Origin of the sequence: Collinsella sp. AM41-2BH (assembly GCF_003468085.1) — a bacterium.
Classification (GTDB): Bacteria; Actinomycetota; Coriobacteriia; order Coriobacteriales; family Coriobacteriaceae; genus Collinsella.
On sequence record NZ_QSGH01000010.1, the window covers coordinates 26,540 to 44,681 of the forward strand.

The 18,142-nt window shown below is 56.0% G+C and carries 13 protein-coding genes; 5 read left to right on the forward strand and 8 right to left on the reverse strand.

What is annotated here, in order from left to right; all coding sequences use genetic code 11:
• Nucleotides 1–53: 53 nt before the first annotated feature.
• The 3 genes from dapA to dapD are packed head-to-tail and all read left to right on the forward strand — an operon-like array spanning nucleotide 54 to nucleotide 3,855.
• Nucleotides 54–2,363: a 4-hydroxy-tetrahydrodipicolinate synthase gene (dapA, locus tag DW899_RS10765; protein WP_117800370.1), complete on the forward strand. Its 2,310-nt coding sequence runs from the start codon at nucleotides 54–56 to the stop codon at nucleotides 2,361–2,363.
• Nucleotides 2,356–3,096, forward strand: a complete 741-nt coding sequence (gene dapB / locus DW899_RS06395) for a 4-hydroxy-tetrahydrodipicolinate reductase (protein WP_199408777.1) — start codon at nucleotides 2,356–2,358, stop codon at nucleotides 3,094–3,096. The genes dapA and dapB overlap by 8 nt, the downstream gene beginning before the upstream one ends.
• 39 nt (nucleotides 3,097–3,135) lie before the next feature.
• Nucleotides 3,136–3,855, forward strand: coding sequence for a 2,3,4,5-tetrahydropyridine-2,6-dicarboxylate N-acetyltransferase (gene dapD / locus DW899_RS06400; RefSeq protein ID WP_117800371.1), 720 nt, complete (start codon nucleotides 3,136–3,138; stop codon nucleotides 3,853–3,855).
• A gap of 244 nt (nucleotides 3,856–4,099) precedes the next feature.
• On the opposite strand, the gene DW899_RS06405 is transcribed toward dapD, so the two are convergent.
• From DW899_RS06405 to DW899_RS06440, 8 genes are all read right to left on the reverse strand, one after another.
• On the reverse strand, nucleotides 4,100–5,104 hold the full coding sequence (locus DW899_RS06405; RefSeq protein ID WP_117583913.1) for a nucleoid-associated protein: 1,005 nt from the start codon (nucleotides 5,102–5,104) through the stop codon (nucleotides 4,100–4,102).
• A 111-nt stretch (nucleotides 5,105–5,215) separates the two neighbouring features.
• The gene (locus DW899_RS06410) at nucleotides 5,216–6,376 is read right to left on the reverse strand and encodes an Mbeg1-like protein (RefSeq protein ID WP_117583912.1); all 1,161 of its coding nucleotides are present in this window, start codon (nucleotides 6,374–6,376) and stop codon (nucleotides 5,216–5,218) included.
• A gap of 133 nt (nucleotides 6,377–6,509) precedes the next feature.
• The gene (locus tag DW899_RS06415) at nucleotides 6,510–7,460 is read right to left on the reverse strand and encodes an L-lactate dehydrogenase (protein ID WP_006234343.1); all 951 of its coding nucleotides are present in this window, start codon (nucleotides 7,458–7,460) and stop codon (nucleotides 6,510–6,512) included.
• Nucleotides 7,461–7,661: 201 nt separating this feature from the next.
• On the reverse strand, nucleotides 7,662–8,825 hold the full coding sequence (locus DW899_RS06420) for a pyridoxal phosphate-dependent aminotransferase (RefSeq protein ID WP_117800372.1): 1,164 nt from the start codon (nucleotides 8,823–8,825) through the stop codon (nucleotides 7,662–7,664).
• A gap of 117 nt (nucleotides 8,826–8,942) precedes the next feature.
• Entirely contained in the window at nucleotides 8,943–10,943 is a 2,001-nt protein-coding gene (locus tag DW899_RS06425; RefSeq protein ID WP_117800373.1) for an NAD(+) synthase, read from the reverse strand.
• A 312-nt stretch (nucleotides 10,944–11,255) separates the two neighbouring features.
• Nucleotides 11,256–13,577, reverse strand: coding sequence for a radical SAM protein (locus DW899_RS06430; RefSeq protein ID WP_117735774.1), 2,322 nt, complete (start codon nucleotides 13,575–13,577; stop codon nucleotides 11,256–11,258).
• Between the two features lie 7 nt (nucleotides 13,578–13,584).
• Entirely contained in the window at nucleotides 13,585–14,769 is a 1,185-nt protein-coding gene (locus tag DW899_RS06435; RefSeq protein ID WP_082435530.1) for an MFS transporter, read from the reverse strand.
• The gene (locus DW899_RS06440) at nucleotides 14,747–15,028 is read right to left on the reverse strand and encodes a DUF2087 domain-containing protein (RefSeq protein WP_055251466.1); all 282 of its coding nucleotides are present in this window, start codon (nucleotides 15,026–15,028) and stop codon (nucleotides 14,747–14,749) included. Before DW899_RS06440 ends, DW899_RS06435 begins: the two co-directional genes overlap by 23 nt.
• A 493-nt stretch (nucleotides 15,029–15,521) precedes the next feature.
• Here DW899_RS06440 and DW899_RS06450 point away from each other — a divergent pair, with 493 nt between their 5' ends.
• Nucleotides 15,522–16,475 carry a hypothetical protein gene (locus tag DW899_RS06450; RefSeq protein WP_117735775.1) on the forward strand — a complete coding sequence of 318 codons (954 nt, stop codon included), beginning with the start codon at nucleotides 15,522–15,524 and terminating at the stop codon, nucleotides 16,473–16,475.
• 136 nt (nucleotides 16,476–16,611) lie between these two features.
• Nucleotides 16,612–17,907, forward strand: a complete 1,296-nt coding sequence (locus DW899_RS06455; protein WP_147349730.1) for a hypothetical protein — start codon at nucleotides 16,612–16,614, stop codon at nucleotides 17,905–17,907.
• The last annotated feature ends 235 nt before the right edge of the window (nucleotides 17,908–18,142 follow it).

Here is an 18,142-nt window from a genome sequence, read left to right on the forward strand (position 1 = left end):
TATGCGGATTCGATGCGCCGATGGCGCCGTCTGGATAGCGAGGTTTACGGGACATGGCATTGACCCCCAACGAGGCATATGCGGCCAAGCGGCCGTTTGTGGACAAGGAGACGCTCGAGCATATCGTCGAGCAGTTCCCTACGCCGTTTCATCTATACGACGAGGCGGGCATCCGCCGCAACATGCAAGAAGTGCGCGACGCCTTTGCATGGAACCCGGGCTTTAAGGAATACTTTGCCGTCAAGGCCAATCCCAACCCGGCGCTCATCTCCATTCTCAACGAATACGGCTGCGGCTGCGATTGCTCGAGCTATACCGAGCTCATGATCGCCCGCTCGCTGGGCATCACGGGACACGACATCATGTTCTCGTCCAACGACACGCCGGCAGCGGACTTTGAGCTCGCCGACAAGCTGGGCGCCATCGTCAACTTTGATGACATCAGCCACATTGAGTTCTTTGAGCGCGTTGCAGGCCCCATCCCCAAGACGGTCAGCTGCCGCTTTAATCCGGGCGGCTTGTTCCAGCTCTCCAACGGCATCATGGATAACCCCGGCGACTCCAAATACGGCATGACCACCGAGCAGCTCTTCGAGGCCTTCCGCATGCTCAAGGCCAAGGGCGCCGAAAACTTTGGCATCCACGCATTCCTTGCCAGCAACACCGTCACCAACGACTACTACCCCAAGCTCGCGCGCATCCTCTTTGAGCTTGCCGTGCGCCTGGAGCGCGAGACCGGCGCACATGTCGCCTTCATCAATCTGTCCGGCGGCGTCGGTATCCCCTATCTGCCCGAGCAGCAGGCCAACGACATTCACGCCATCGGCGAAGGCGTACACGCGGCATACGACGAGATCCTGGTTCCTGCCGGCATGGGCGATGTGGCCATCTGCACCGAGATGGGCCGCTTTATGATGGGGCCCTACGGCTGCCTGGTCACCAAGGCCATCCACGAGAAGCAGATCTACAAGGACTATATCGGTGTCGACGCAAGCGCCGTCGACCTGATCCGCCCTGCCATGTATGGTGCCTACCACCACATCACGGTGATGGGCCAGCCGGGTGGCGCCGACAAGACCACAGCGCCCGTTACGGACACCTACGACATCACGGGTAATCTGTGCGAGAACAACGACAAGTTCGCCATCGATCGCGAGCTGCCGCATATCGACATGGGCGATATGCTCGTGATCCACGATACCGGCGCGCACGGCTACTCCATGGGCTACAACTACAACGGCCGTCTGCGCTCCGCCGAGGTGCTGCTGCGCCCCGATGGCTCGGCCGACCTCATCCGCCGTGCTGAGCGCCCGGGCGATTACTTTGCCACGCTCGACGTGCTGCCGAGCGGCCGAGAGCTGCTGGCCAAGTCGCGCGCCGAAAGTGCCCGCCGTCGCGCCCAGGACGAGCGTCTGGCCGTCGCCGCTCAGTGGAACAAACGCATCCAGATCGCGGAAGCGAAGGAGAAGAACATGGATATCCGCAACCTCGAGGGTTCGATCGTCGCCCTCGTCACGCCGTTTAAAAAGGACGGAAGCGTCGACTTTGACGCGCTCGAGCGCCTTATCGATTTCCACCTGCAAAACGGTACCGACGCCATCCTCACCCTGGGCACCACCGGCGAGAGCGCCACGATGACTGATGATGAGGACAACTCCGTTGTCGCCGCGGTGGTCAAGCAGGTTGCAGGCCGTGTCCCCGTCATCGCCGGCTCGGGCTCCAACTCCACGCAGACCATGCTCACCAAGTCGCTCACCTATCAGGGCCTGGGCGCTGACGGCCTGCTGCTCATTACCCCCTACTACAACAAGTCCAACGAGGAGGGCATCTACCAGCACTTTAAGACCGTTGCCGATGCCGTAGATATCCCCTGCATCCTGTACAACATCCCCGGCCGCTGCGGCTGCGGCATCAGCGAGCGCAACGTAGAGCGCTTGGCCGCGCACCCCAACATCATGGGTATTAAAGAAGCCTCGGGCAACGTCGCCTACGCGGCCAAGATCGCCCACCTGCTGTCCGATGACTTCCGCATGTACTCGGGCGAGGACGCCCTCACCGTGTCGCTCATGAGCCTGGGCGCCTCGGGCACCATCAGTGTGTGGGCCGATGTTCAGCCGCAGCTCGTGCACGACATGTGCCGCGCCTATCTGGACGGCGACGTAGCGCGCGCCCGCGATATCCAGATTGCCGGCCAGCCGCTCATCAATGCCCTCTTTAGCGAGGTCAACCCCATCCCCGTTAAGGAAGCGCTCGCCCAGATGGGTATGATCGAGGCAAACTACCGCATGCCGCTGTGCCCCATGGCCAACGACACGCGAGCCGCACTTACCGATGCTCTGAAGGGAGCTGGTCTGCTTGATTAAGACCGTCATTATGGGAACGGGCCGCATGGGCTCGCTGATCCGCACTACCGCCGAGGGCATTGTCAACGCCGCTGGAGAGCCCGTTTTTGACATCGTCGCCCAGATCGGCTTCGACTTGTCCGAGCTCGAGAGCGCACCGACGGCCGATGTAATCATCGACTTCTCGAACGTCGTGACCTTCGACGCCGTCGTCGCCTATGTCGAGCGTACAGGCGCCGCATTGGTCTCGGGCACCACGGGCTACACACCCGAGCAGATGGATCGCCTGCGCGAGCTGGGTCAAAACGCCCGCGTCATGCACTCCGGAAATTACTCCATCGGTATCGCAGCTCTGCGTCATCTGGTAGCACAGGCCACACGCGAGCTGCCCGGCTTTGACTGCGAAATCGTCGAGACGCACCATAACCAAAAGGTCGACGCCCCCAGCGGCACTGCAAAGCTGCTGCTCGACGCCGTGGTCGAGGCCGAGCCTGAGGCTGGCTATCATCCTGTCTACGGTCGCGAGGGCATGTGCGGCGCGCGTGACCCCAAGGAGATCGGTATGCACTCGCTGCGCGGCGGCACCGTCGCCGGCGTGCACGAGGTAAGCTTCTTTGGCCAGGACGAGGAAGTCACGCTTAGCCATCGCGCCACAAGCCGCCAGATTTTTGTCAACGGCGCTCTGGCCGCCGCTCAAAAGCTCGTCGTCCGCGACCCCGGCTTCTACACCTTCGACCAGGTCATGTTCGCCTAACCAGTTACCTACCGTACCCACGCAAAGGAGAAACAGCATATGAGTAACGCAGCCGAGATGGATGCCCAGGAGATTATCAATTACATCGCCACCGCGCCCAAAAAGACGCCCGTCAAGCTGTATGTGCGCGAGAAGCCCGGCATGAAGGTCCAGTGGGGCAATGCGCACGTCTACGGCGGCCGTCGTGGCAAGACCGTCTTTGGCGACTGGGAAGAGCTCAAGGCCATCCTCGATGCCAATGCCGACTCCATCGACTACTACGATGTGGAGAACGACTGCCGCAACTCTGCCGTGCCCATGCTCGACCTTAAGGGCATCAATGCCCGCATCGAGCCGGGCGCAATCATCCGCGACCGCGTCGAGATCGGCGACCGCGCCGTCATCATGATGGGTGCCATCATCAATATCGGCTCCGTCATCGGTGAGGGCTCCATGATCGACATGGGCGCCGTGCTGGGCGGCCGCGCCACAGTGGGCAAGAACTGCCACATCGGCGCTGGAACCGTGTTGGCAGGCGTCGTTGAACCCGCAAGCGCCACGCCCGTCATCATCGAGGACGATGTCACGATCGGCGCCAACGCCGTGGTCCTGGAAGGCGTGCACGTAGGCAAGGGCGCTGTCGTTGCCGCCGGCGCCGTGTGCGTCGAGGACGTCCCCGCTGGTGCCGTCGTGGCCGGCGTCCCCGCCCGCGTCATCAAGATGCGCGACGAGAAGACCGACAGCAAGACCGGACTCGAGGAAGGCTTACGCCGGCTGTAGAAGTTACGCGGTTTTACCAAACCGCGTAACGGCTCGACGCTGCAAACGCCCCTAAGCGGCAATCTGACGTTCAATCGTCGGTCGCGTACCGAAGTACGCTTCCCTCCTCTTTCACGTCACCTTGCTCGCCTAGGGGCGTTTTCGCTGACGTATGCTCAGTCTGCAACTCAATTCAGCTCCAAGCAAAAAGGCCGAAGTCCCGAAGGGTTTCGACCTTTGTTTTTCTGCAGCGTCCAAGCGCAGTTTATCTATTCTCGATGCTGCCGATGTTTTTGAGCTCGATGGAAATGAGGCCGTTGGGCTCGTTGACGAACTCGATGTACTCGGAGTTCGAGCCCATCTCGGCCGGAAAGCTGATCTCGATGCCCGTATCGGTACGAATCTTGTGGTTGCGCACGGCCGCACGCTCGACCTGCTTGCGCTCCACGGGCACACGCTCGGGCACCTTCTCTTCGGTCAGCGCCGCGCGTACGCTCTCCTTGATGACCGGCTCGTCCTCAAAGACCTCATCGACGATATCCCAGGGCGGCAGCTCCTCGTCATCCTCAACCTTCTCGGCAACGGCAGCCTTAACCTTAGCGAGCGCTACGGCCGTATTGGCACCGTGCTCCTCGGCGACTTCCTCGACCACGCGCGTCACGGTGTCGATGACCTCCTTGCCCGACACGCCCGTATCGCACTGCAGCAGACCGTCGGGAATGAGCATGCGGTCTTCGCCGGCAATCTTGCGCTTCTTGTCCACATAGCCGATCTCCATGGTGCTCGCACGCACGATGGCATAGCTTGGCACCTTTTGGGAAGGATTCGGCAGGATAGCATAGTGGCGCGCGATGTCGTTGCGTACCTCGCCCTCCTCGCGGCCCACCTCGTGCATAAAGGCCTGCTTGGAGCCCAGCAGCATCACGGCAAACCAGCGGGCATCCTCATCGTCGTCAAAGTCGGCCACGAGCACATCGGTGGACTCGGCTTTTTCGGCCTTGGTAAGCTCGGAGGAAATGAACTCCGCAATCTGCTGCGACAGGTCTACGAACTCGCGCTCGCCAAAGAAATAGCCCTTGAGCTCGCCGCCAAACGCAGAGTTCTCGGCAAACGCGGCGCGTTTATTGTCGGCCGAGGTACGTGCGCGGCGCAGATGCGTGGTCACGAAGTTGCGCACGGTACGGCTCTCGATATCGAGCTCGCGCTGGCTCATAACGTTGACGGCAGAGTCAAAGTCCAGGATATGCAGAATCGCATGATTGATTTTCATATACGGCATTCCGTTCTAGATTGAATTGAGCACGAACCAGTATAGCGGTCGAGCCCGCCCCAGGCGCATCGAAGATTGGTGCATCGGGGACAGGTTGCTTTGCACCAATGGCTAGCGCAGGAGCTCGGACTGCCATACCTCGAGCTGTTCTGCCAGGCTCTTACCACTAGAAGGCACGCTGAACTCGGGACGTTTGGGCAGCAGCGCACACTTAAGAATTGCCACGATGGTCTGCGAGACAAAGCGTCGCGTATCCTTGTCAAACCCTTGCGCAGCCTGGAGCATCACGGGCAGGCTCTCGCGCAGATTCCCAGCGATATCCGCAAACCGCTCAGCACCCGTAGCCTCAAACACGGAGAACAACGCATCTACAAAACGCTCGCGCTCGCTAGGCGAAACTGCAAGCAGCATCTCGCGAATGGAGCCATCAACGTATCGAGCACCGGCGGACAGGCGCTCACAGTACACGAAGTCGCGACCATCAACCACCCAGCTAAAGGGATTGTGCTGCAGCAGGCTGAACTCGGTGCTCTCAACGATGGCATAGTCCTCCTGCGTCTCGAACATCATGCCAAAGATCGACGACCGAGGTAGCGTCTTGTCGATTCGACCGGAAAGATCGGCAAAGGCGTTGCCGTTCAGAAACTCCTCGACGAAACCCGGACCATCATGGGAATACGCCTGTTCGATTCGCGCACGGGCGACATCGGAGCACATCGCCGCACCGTACACCGCAAGGTTTCCACCCTTGGAATGACCTCCGCACAAAAGCGGCCCGTCAATCGCATCCGCCGCCTCGTCCACATAACGCGCCGCGGATTCCTGGGCCGGCACAGGATACCGGAACGCCATGTTAAAGTCCTCTTTCCAGCCCACAATCGTGCTGTCGGTCCCCCGGAAGGAAAGATAGCTAAACCCCGCCGGAAACCGGAACGCCATGGCTGCAAACTGCTCTGTCGCCACCACATCGCTCACGGCACGATAGCCGCAAACGTGCACGCCACGGTAGCGAGGACTTGCTGCCACGGCCTCCAGCAAGGCCTTGCTCCCCTCCGGGTCCCACAAGTCGTCAATCATGTCCCGGTAGCACTCGGCACGCAGCAGCTCGCGTACGTCTAGGCCCTGCCAGTTCGTCAGCTCCGCCATATCACCCGGCAAACGCAAATAGGACAACCACGCAAAGACGAGGCTATCCACCGCGCAGAACGGCCTCTCCTCAAACGGATCAAACGCCGTCTGGGCATAGGTTAAAAAATTAGGCGAATCCGACATGGCCCTCCCATCAACTATGGTGCATTGGGGCAACTATGGTGCATTGGGGTCAGGTTACTTTGCACCAAAAAGGCGCCCGGGCCGTGTGGACCCGGACGCCTTCATTGTAGCTTTTCGCTCTAGCGAGCTTGATTTAGCAGGAGAAGTCGACGCTGTCGATGATGTCCTTGAGGGCCTTGGCGGAGGCGGTGAGCTCATGCTGCTCGTCATCGTTCAGCGGCACGGGGACGCGACAGACGACGCCGTCGCGGCCAACGACCGTCGGCATGGAGATGGCAAGATCGGACAGGCCATACTCGCCCACCATGAGCGAGGAGACGGGCAGAACGGTCTGCTCATCGCGCATGACGGCGGTGCAGATGCGCTTGACGGCCATGGCGACGCCATAGTAGGTGGCGTGCTTCTTCTCGATGATGGTGTAGGCGGAGTTCTTGACGTCCTCGGCGATGCGCTTCTCGGCAGCCTCATGCTCCAGATGACCGTGAAGCTCGCAGAAAGTGTTCAGCGGCACGCCGGCAACCTGGGCGCTGGACCAAGCGACAAACTCAGAGTCGCCGTGCTCACCCATGACATAGGCCTGGACATCGCGCGGGTCAACCTCGACGTGGGCACCAAGCATCTGCTGCAGACGGCCAGTGTCGAGCACGGTGCCGGAGCCGATGACATGGCCCTCGGGCAGGCCGGACATCTTGATGGCGGCATAGGTCAGAACATCGACCGGGTTGGAGACAATGAGCAGAATGCCGTCGAAGCCAGACTTCTTAATTTCGGGAATGATGGACTTAAAGATGTTGACGTTCTTGTTGACCAGGTCCAGGCGAGTCTCACCGGGCTTCTGGGCAGCGCCAGCGGTGACGACGATCATGGCGGCGTCGGCGACATCGGAATAATCGCCGGCGTAGATCTTCATCGGCTCGGCAAACGTCATGCCGTGCGCGATATCCAGGGCCTCACCCTCGGCGCGGTTCTTGTCCACGTCGATGAGGACCATCTCGGAGAACAGACCACTCTGCATCAGCGCGAACGCCGAAGACGAACCAACGAAACCGCAGCCGACAATAGCGACCTTCTTCTCGTTAACCATTAGAAACTCCCATCTCTCTCCACAAGCAAGCCGCCCGGGAACGACCCGAGCGGCTTGCCGTAATCCCAATACATCCAATCGGGACTTTGATTATGCTCCTATTCGCAGCCAAAAATCGACCGTTTACCGAAATTGTTTGCAGAAATCGTAAAATAACTGCACGAAATCGGTTTCGAGCTATTGACGAGTCGAAACACCTTTCTAATACAGGCCCGCCTCGCGAATGGCCTCGACAGCCAAAGCAATCTGGTCGGGCGGCAAGACCAGCGCCATGCGCACGTGCCCCTCGCCCGAAGGCCCAAAGCTCGCGCCCGGCGTCACCACAACGCCGGCCTTCTCCATGAGCTCCTCGCAAAACGCCATGGAATCGGTACGGCCGCCGGGAAGCTTGGCCCACACAAACATAGAGCCATGCGCGTTGGGACGCTCCCAGCCCAGTCCCTCAAGACCGTCGCACAGGGCATCGCGACGCTCCTGGTACTTCAGACGCTGCGCCTCGACCTCATCGCGCGGGCCGTTCAGGCAGGCGATAGCAGCCTTCTGGATCGGGAAGAACATACCAAAGTCGATCTGGCCGCGCAGCTTGGCAAAGGCAGAGACCACGTCCTCGCGACCGACCAAAAAGCCGATACGCGCGCCGGTGACGTTAAACGACTTGGAGAGCGAGAAGAACTCCACGCCCACCTCGAGCGCGCCGGGATACTGCAAAAAGCTTCCGCCCGGCTCGCCGTCAAACACGATATCGGAATACGCGTTGTCATGGACGATGAGCAGGTCGTGCTCACGGGCGAAAGCGATAATCTCCTCGTAGACCTCGGGCGCGCCCACCGAGCCCACCGGGTTGGCGGGCAGCGACACGATCATGTACTTGGCACGATCGGCCACCTCGGGATCGATGCCCGCCACATAGGGCAGGTAATTATGCTCGGCGACCAACGGATAGTACTCGAGCTTGGCATCGGCGATCTTGGCACCCGCCTCAAAGACCGGATAGCACGGATCGGGAACCAGAATGGTGTCACCCGGATCGAGCAGGGCCAGGCCCAAATGGCCCACGCCCTCCTGCGTGCCGTTGCACGACTGCACCATAGACGGCGTAATGCCCGAAACGCCAAAGCGGCGCTCATAGTAATCGCACACGGCTTGCTTGAGTTCGGGCAGGTCGCGCAGGGCATACTTCCACATCTCGGGGTCCTGGGCCGCTTGCGTGAGCGCCTCGACCACGTGGTCGTACGGCTTAAAGTCGGGCGTGCCCACGCTCATGTTGTAAATGGTCTTGCCCTGAGCCTTCAGCGCAAGCAGTTTGTTGTTGAGCGAGGCGAAGACCTCCGCGCCAAAGCGGTCGAGACGCTGCGATGCCTGCATGGTGCCACCTTCCGATATAAAAAAGCGGCGCTCCGACAAGAGCGCCGCGCGATACGGGCCATCAGATTGCAAAAGTGTAACGCTTGCAACCCCCGTATTGGTTCAATTTAGCCAACCTTAGTCAACTGGATTGAGCGCGTCGATCTGCGCAAGCCACAGACGCGAGCTGGCGTCACTCGGCATACGCCAATCGCCGCGCGGGCTGAGCGTCACCGAACCAACCTTGGGGCCATCGGGCAGGCAGCTGCGCTTAAACTGCTGGGCAAAGAAGCGACGATAGAACGTACGCAGCCACGCGTGGACGGTCTTGGCGTCGTAGACACCCTCGAAACTCTTGAGCGCCATGCGGTAGATCTTGCCCGGCTCAAAGCCAAAACGCAGCAAGTAGTAGAGGAAGTAGTCGTGCAACTCGTACGGGCCCACCAAATCCTCAGTCTTCTGCGCAATCTCGCCGTCGCCCGTGGGCGGCAGAAGCTCGGGGGACACCGGCGTGTCGAGGATATCGAGCAAAACCTCGGCAATACGCCCGCCAAAGACATCAGCCGCATAACGCACCAAGTGACGCACGAGTGTCTTGGGCACGCTCGCGTTGACGGCGTACATGCTCATGTGGTCGCCGTTATAGGTAGCCCAGCCGAGTGCCAACTCCGACAGGTCACCCGTGCCGATGACAAAACCGCCAGCCTGGTTGGCCAGATCCATCAGAATCTGCGTACGCTCGCGGGCCTGGCTGTTCTCGTAGGTCACGTCCTGCACGGTCGGATCGTGCTCAATGTCCTTGAAGTGCTGCTCCACAGCCGCGTGGATCGAAACCTCGCGGAAGCTCACGCCCAGGTCGCGCGCGAGCGACTCGGCGTTGGACTTAGTGCGATGCGTCGTGCCAAAGCCGGGCATGGACACGGCAGTGATGCCCGTGCGCGGCAGCCCCAGCGCATCGAAGGCACGCACGGTCACGAGTAGCGCCAGTGTGGAATCGAGGCCGCCGGAAAGGCCGATGACGGCAGCCTTGGTACCCGTATGGGCAAGGCGGGTCTTGAGGCCCGCAGTCTGCAGATTGAGAATAGTCTCGCAACGCTCGGCCAGATCACCGTGGTCGGCCGGCACAAAAGGCGCGCGAGGGAAAACGCGGTCGATATCGCAGGCATCGCGCAGGACAGGCTCTTTGGCCAGCACGCCCTCAAAAGAAAACTCAACGGTCGTGGCCTCCGGCGCATCGTCCGCGCGCGCCCACGTCGTCGAGCGACGGCGCTCGGCAACCAGGCGGTCAAGATCGACATCGGCGATGGCCATATCGCAGGTAAGCAGTTTGGTCGCGGCGAGCTTGGAGCCGTTTTCGTAGACGAGGTTCTCGCCCGCAAAGACCATATCGGTCGTGGACTCACCCTCGCTCGCGTCCGCGTAGGCATAGGCGCAGTACAGGCGTGCACTTTGGTTAGAGATAAGGCTGCGGCGGTAATCCGCTTTGCCGATGATCTCGTCCGAGGCCGACGGGTTGAGAATCACCGTCGCACCGGCAAGCGCCATCTCGGTCGAAGGAGGCGCCGGCACCCACAGGTCCTCGCAGACCTCAACGCCCAGCACCAGGTCCTCGGCGCCCTCATCACAGCAACGGTAGACAAGCCCCGAGCCCAACGGGACCGGACCCTGACCGGCAAATTCAAGCCAAACGGGATCGGTAGGTGCCGGAGCAAACCAACGGCGCTCATAGAACTCGCCATAGTTGGGCAAATACTTCTTGGCCGTGAGGCCCAAAAGCTCGCCCGCGCAGCACACAGCGACGCAGTTGTAGATATTCTCGGCAACCGCAACGGGAAGACCAATGGTAAAGACAATCGGCAGCTCACGAGTCTCGTCGAGGATATGCACCAGAGCAGCCTCGCAGGCATGCAGCAGTGTGCGGTTATGGAACAGATCGGCCGCGGTATAGCCGGTCAGGTTAAGCTCGGGCAGCACCAGCGCGCGAACGCCACGCTCGGCAGCCTCACGCACGGCAGCCAACGCCACCTCGGCATTGCCCTCGACATCGGCCACGCGAATCCGCGGCGACGCCGCCGCCACACGCAAAAAGCCGTCGTTCTTATTAGCCGAAACGCAGCATTGCCTTGTTGATCTGGACACTGGAGGCCCCTTCTACCCTGAGATTCAGTCTAACGGACGTTCACATATCTCTAACTAGCCAAAGCAACCTCCCAGTTTACTGAGACGCCAACCTGTGCTAAGAGCATGTATTCCAAAAATATCTTTAATTAAAAAAGGAGAAATCGATAATCGACTTCTCCTTTAAGCGAGGCAAGTAAATTCCGAAACTAATGGCAGAATTTATCCATGTAGTCCTCAAAGTCGAACACTTCTACCACGACGCCCTCTTCCTGAGACTCTTTCAGTTGCTCCAAGAGATCTTTGTTAATAACGTCCATGCAGAAACCTCCTCTATCTAATCAATTGTAGTATATCTGCTTTCATGCAATTATCAACCAACTTGTTTAATTGCTCCTCGTTTGCCGATAGTCCCTCTTTTTTCAAAATGTCGCGCAGCTCGTTCTTAGTAATCGGCTTTTCAAACAACGAAAGCAAAGCGAACGAATAATCATTAACCGCACACATTCTATGGGTGGCACAACTCAGCAGTACTCTTAACCCCTCTTTTGAGCGTCCGACTTCTTTAACAAACGAACTTTTAACCAATTGAAAACCATTATCGTGCATTACATAATCGGCATCGATATTTGTATTCAGCAATCCATAATGCAACAGTTCTTCTATCGCCCTTGTCAGCTCGAGGTCGCCCTGATCAAGAATAAGAGAAATGCTACAATCGGCCTCCAATAAACGGGCCAACTTAAGGTATACCAACTGGGAAACAGCATAGACATGATGGTATTCAGAATTATAGAAGTAGGCAAATGGCTCAACGAGCACGACAGAGGTCTTGGAATCCAGCCAGATTCGATCAGCTGGATTTAGACTAGTTAGCCGTCGCTTTACTTTGGTCAAATGTCCCTTATACCTGACAGCGTGAATAGAATCTAGGATCCAGGTCACCTCTGAAATATGAAGCCGCTGGGGCAAGTCAATTGTGTCACTACCGTTTATGACCTCTTGCATATAAAAATCAATATGATGCTCATCAGATAAGGATTTTGCTTCATTTAAAGTTAAACCAGTGCCTGAAACATAATCCACTTCGAGGCGCAAATCCTCATATTGGGACTTCGGCATTACAGAGACACCATACTTATCGGGATGATTCCAAACATCCGACCCCATAACGAGACCAAAATTCGTAAATCCTCTCGTGGAATATGGAACACCACATACCTGTTTTGAATAATTCAAAACATTCTCTGTATAAGCTAAGGTGTTCAGAGCCTCTTCTTTAGTTTCGGTCGGAAAGCCAATCATAAAAAATAGATGAACAGGAATACCCGCATTGAGACAATCATGGATATTGCGATCAATCCAATCAACTCTCGTGTTCTTCTTCATTAGATCAAGAACTCTTTGGTTGTATGACTCGAGGCCAAACTGAATCTGCCTACATCCACTTTGGTATATCTTGTTAAAAACGTCTGTACTTAGGGTTGGAGAGAACCTCGTTTCTCCATGCCAGAAAAACGTTTTTCCCGATGCGTTTATTTCATCCGCGAGTTGCTCCATTCTTTTGCCTTCGAATGTTTCATCCACAAAAGAGAAAACTCTCGTGCCGTATTTTTCATTTAACCGACACATTATTTCAAATACTCTCGATATAGGCATCTTTCGGTAACAACCACCGGTAGCACCGGGAATGGTGCAGAAGGCGCAATGATTAAAACACTGCCTAGAGGAATAAACCGGCAATATTAGCTCAGGCATGAAGTATTTAGAAAGGGCGAAGCCATCGAAATCGGGAACTGTATCGTTGATAAATGTTTGCTCAATCCGATGGTTTTTATATATCTTTCCACCTTTAGCATGGCAAAGGTTTGGAACACAGTCGAGATTGTCATCACCAGAGTCAAGAGCCTCAAGAAGACGTGCAAGCGGCTCTTCGCCGTCATACATCATTATCGAATCAATGTATTCAAAAAAGGGATGCCATTCTTTCATGCAGTCATCTGCTAAACGAGTAATGTAATTGCCGCCCAATGAGACGTGTTTAACAGATGGACATTCTTCTTTAATCAGTTTCGCTAACGTAACTGCAGAAATCAATTGGAAACAGCCGCTCACCGAAATCCCAATAAACTCGATTTTTTCCCTCTGAATACGCTTAAGAAAGGCAGTTTCATAGAAGGAAATAAACGGATTATGCAAGGTATCCGCAAGCGATTTCATTATTTCTGGTGTCGAATAATAATCATAGGGCAGATCTATGGAGTTGAACGTGTATTTAACTCCATATGAGACGTGATTTATGATATAGAGTGCATTTCTAAAAATGTTTTCAGCATATTGTCTTTCTTTTAGATTAAAGTATCTCTTCGATCTGAAAATATCTTTTGCCTCGTCAACATTAAGTGCCGACTTTTGTATCAACTCGATTGTTAATTGAACATTCGAACTAAACGAATCCTTTGATTCCCGATACCTTTTACAGCACTCTTCGACATGTCTAAAAGATAGGAGGTCATCGTAAAATTCCACGTTTAAGTCAACAATGTCAACTTTGTATTGTTCAACCTCTTGAAGATATGACTTCAAAACAGGCAAGGCAAGATACGGCCCCACTGGACTCCATCCTGGGGGAAATACTAAAAGCGTTTTAGGCATATCAACGTCACATCTTTCGCAAATAATTCAATTGAAACACAACTACCATCATAATTGAAAATACACCAAGTCCTGTAACGAGAATTGAGAACATCGCGATGCTCGTGAACAGGGAAACAAGAAGTGTTGAAATAACAACAGCAACCGATTGCAAAGACTCCCTAATTGAAAACAGGCTTATCGATTCAGATCCGTCTCTCGCCAAATCCTGCAGCGATGTTATGAGAAGCACATCTTGAATGGCGTTTCCGGCACCGACGATAAAAAGGAAAATAAACGATATCCCAGACGCATAGCGATAGCCAAACGCCAGATACGCACCGAGCGCAAGATACGTCACAAAACAATATGATTTAACGCAATCGGAACCACTGATTAAACGACCGTATATTGTATTTCCGAACAACAGTCCGATTGTAAGACTACTCTGAAGGAATCCATATTGTATCGATGACGAGTCAAATTGCAATTGCGCTATAGCTGGCAAAAGAGAATTCAGAGAGCCGAATGCCACGCCACTAGAAATATCGATTAATAGGAAACCAATTGCCAAGTGCTTCGCGCTAAGATCACTAAATGCAGTCCTGTTTTTTTCATTTTTGCTTATTCCCTCTTTATCATTAACCTCGATAACCGACGGAACATCTCGCAGCAACCAGAACGACGCGGCAAAAGAAAGCGCGTCTAATGCAAGAACAGCCTCCGCCCCAAATTGAGCGACAACAAAACCGCCGGCAACTGGCCCCAGGACCATCATCAAATTCTGCAGGAACCCAAACGAATTATTAATTACGTCGCGATTGATACTATTCGTATTGGCTCTTAACAACGAGTAAAAGCAGGGCATTTCTACCGTTCGGCAAAGCGATACCGCGCACGTAATAGCAAACATACTCCATTTACTATCAACAAAAATATAGCAAACGAATAATCCCGCGCGAATTAAGTCTGCCAATCTCATGGCCTGCAGTGTCCCGATACCCATCTTCTGAGGCAGCTGCGCGAGCGCAACTGAAAACAGAGAGGGGGCAAATCTGCAGCAGACCATCAAAGCAGTTGCAGAAACATCGTGAGTTACCTCGTAAATCAGCATTGGCAAAGCAATATTCGCACACCAATTGCCTATTTCGCTTATCCCTCTAGCAATATATAGGACCCGAACCGGACGGCTAGCTCTCAATACCGTGAACATCACGATTAACCTCGTATTTCAGGCCTCGTTCATCCCTTAATAGGAATCCATAATCAACCAAGTACCGCCTCAACACGGCATAATCAGGATAGAGCTGTGACAGCACACGATTAACCTGAAGCTCCGTATAACTTGTATTTAATTCAAAGAAAGAGACGGCCCATAGCAGCATGATTCTTTTATAGCTTTCCTTTTTTGGAATTGAAACCAGCTCGCCATTCTTGAGAAATCGTTTTTTAAAGTCTATTAGCTCATCCATTCACATCCTCCATTTCATACGCATCTAATACTAAAAATGCATACGCTTTAGGTCATCGCATTCAGCTTCTTTATTCGAACTAAACTCGAACTAATCTAAATTATTTGCTCAGACACTCTTCGAAAGCTCGTTTTTCACTCTGAGTAAAATGCCCTTCCCAGTCAGTCCACGAACAGGAAGGCAACTCACAACGAGCGGAGTCGAAGCCCTCTGCCGTCGGTCGCTCAAAATGCACGATAACCTTTTCGATATCGCCATCTGTAATCAGGTCAGAATGAATGACCTCGGTACCATCTTCGAATGTCATATACGGGTACATCACGTAAACCACCTCGCAATAGTAAATCCAGTTTAGCATCAAGCTATTGCACCAAAGACAGCAGGCCCCCTTGATGAGTTGATGGTATCTGTTAAATGTCACGTACGATTCACATCTGGTGGGTACCCTGATGGCTACACGAAACGAAGCAGATTTACATCGGGAGGACCCCGTATGACAACCAAGTACACCGACGCGCCGCGCACGCGTGTCATGACGCCGGCCGCACTCAACAACGGCGTTCACGAGAACCATTCCATCGGCCAGACCATGGCCATTGCGCCCAAGAAAAAACTCTTTGATGACATTTCCATTCCCCAAATCATCGCCGGTGCCGCGGCAGCCGCCACGAGTGTCGCGCTCGCTTCAAAGATTGGCATTGCCGGCTCGGTGATTGGTGCCGCTGTGAGCTCAGTCATCACTGTTGTGTCCTCGCAGGTCTATCGCCACTTTATCTCCGCCAGCGCCGAAGCAATCAAGGGCACGCATGCCGCTGTCGACTACCCTACCGGCGCCTACGAGCCCGTTGAGCCCAATGTCGAGGAGCACCTAGGTGGCGCCGCAACCACGCAGGAGATGCGCCAGGTTGCGGGACGCGCGACCACGGCGCGCGTCGCTCCCAACAGCCTGCGCGCCAAGGCGGCGGCTGAGCGCAGCCAGACGCAAAAGAAGGTCATCGTCTTCTCGATCGCTATCGCCATCGTCGCGGTCATCGCCTGCGCCGGCGCCATCCTTATCACCACTGCCGGTGAGGGTCTGGGCGAGCGTCCCGAGCCAATCCTGTCGTCGCGCACGAGCGAGAGCGATGCAAATGGCAACACCCAGTCGCAGGATCAGCAGGCACAGACGGACGATACGCAAGGCAGTTCTACCTCTGCCAATTCGTCCTCGAACACCCAAAACCAATCGCAGGGCGTCGATTCTTCCGTGAACAACAGCGGCACGCAATCCAGCACGACTGACTCAAGCCAAACGACTGACGGCTCTCAACCGAGCACGGGCGACCAGGCGAATGGCAATACACCGAGCACGGGATCTACCGACAACAGCAACACCAACAGCTCGAGCGGAACCGCGTCCGGCACGGCATCTGACAGTTCAAGCCAAGGCACGACATCGGGCAACTAGGCACTGCATCCCCAGATAGGCAACCTGTACAACGGGCGCGAATCGACAGCGGTTCGCGCCCGTTTGCCTTGGGCGCCGTCATGGCGAGCGCCATGCGATGGTAAGATGCTTTACATGTGTAAAGAGGAGATTTGCCATGAGCAAGACAATAGTTAGGCCCATGCTTTCGCTGGGCAACCACATCTATCTGTATCGCCTGCTGCGCGATGCGATTGGATGCGGCAAGCAAACGTTTATGACGCAGGTCGAAGAGGCTCTCGCCGTTGACGACATGACTGCTTATGACCTGGGCTTCGAATCCACGCGCGAGCTGCTCGAAGAGCTTGACGACTGCATTAAGCTGACCGTCTTTAAGGGCGGTCGCCTGTATGCCACCGTCATCGCCAACGAGGCCTGGGATGCCGCACTTGCCAAGGGCGAGGACAAGCCCAAGACCGCCAAGGGCGCTAAGCAGTCCTACAAAAAGAAAAAGCGCAGTGAGAAGGACCTCAAGGCTGTGCGCCCCAAGCACGTTAAGCGTCCCGAACCAGAAGCCGCGGTTGAAGCTGTGCCGGAGCCCGAGCCCGAGACAGAGATCGAAGTCGCTATTGAGGTAGCAGTAGAAACCGAAATCGCCGCCACGACCGATCCTGAAGTCATATCCGAGCAGGAAGCCACTGCTGAGCTCAACGAAGCTCCCAAGTCGACAACCGAAGAAGCCGCTAACCAACCCGAGACGTCTGCGTTCCAAAACAGCAATGTCTTTGGCAACGAGGCCGAGGACGATCAGTCCGACGAACCCGCCGATCAAGACGCTACCGAGTCGGCGCCGGAGCCCGAGACACCGCAGCCCGCCATCTCGCTTACGGTCGTCTATGACCCCGAGAACGCAAACGCCGGCATCACCACCATGGCATCCACGCCGGTCGAAGCAAAGCTGCCTGTCGAGGCAGAGGACGCCCCGCAAGCCGATGCCAAAACCGAGACTGAAGACACATCCGTCTCCGTGGAACCGACAGATTCCGCAGTTAAGCCGGAACCGGTGCCTGAGTCTGCACCCGTCATCGAGTCCGCATCCGAACCTGTCTATGACCAGATTCCCGCACCGGCTCCGGTCCCCGCTGCAGCACCGGCCCCCGCACCCGCAGCGCCCGCCATCCCCGAGGACTTCCCCGTCGATTTCACAACCGAGGTCTTCTGCCCCGGCCCGCTTTTGCACCAGCTGTCGACCTATCTCCCCTACGGCGCCGACACGCTCGGCATCGTCGGCGAGTACTACTGGATCGCCCGCGAGCGCGGTACCATCGAGGCCGCGCGAAACCGCGCAAGCTCCCCCCTGCACTACACGCAGGCCGGCGAGCGCCGCGAGGTTGCCGTGCGCATCCGCCGCAACACCGCCGGCGGTCTCGGAGCCGCCTGGACCATCGATAAAGTCGAAGAACCCGAGCAGTAACGACAAACGGCTCAAATCCAAATCAGGATTTGAGCCGTTTTTGCTCATTCGTTTAAATTGCTCATTTGTCGATGCATCGTAACCAACAGCGAGCGAGCCGCAAGTGCCCCAGGTTGCCGTGAAAGAGGAGCGACGCGTACTTTGGTACGCGAGCGACGGTTTGAACGACAAGATGGGGTGCTTGCGGCTCGCGCAGCATCATCTCGTTACGCGGTTTGGTAAAACCGCGTAACAA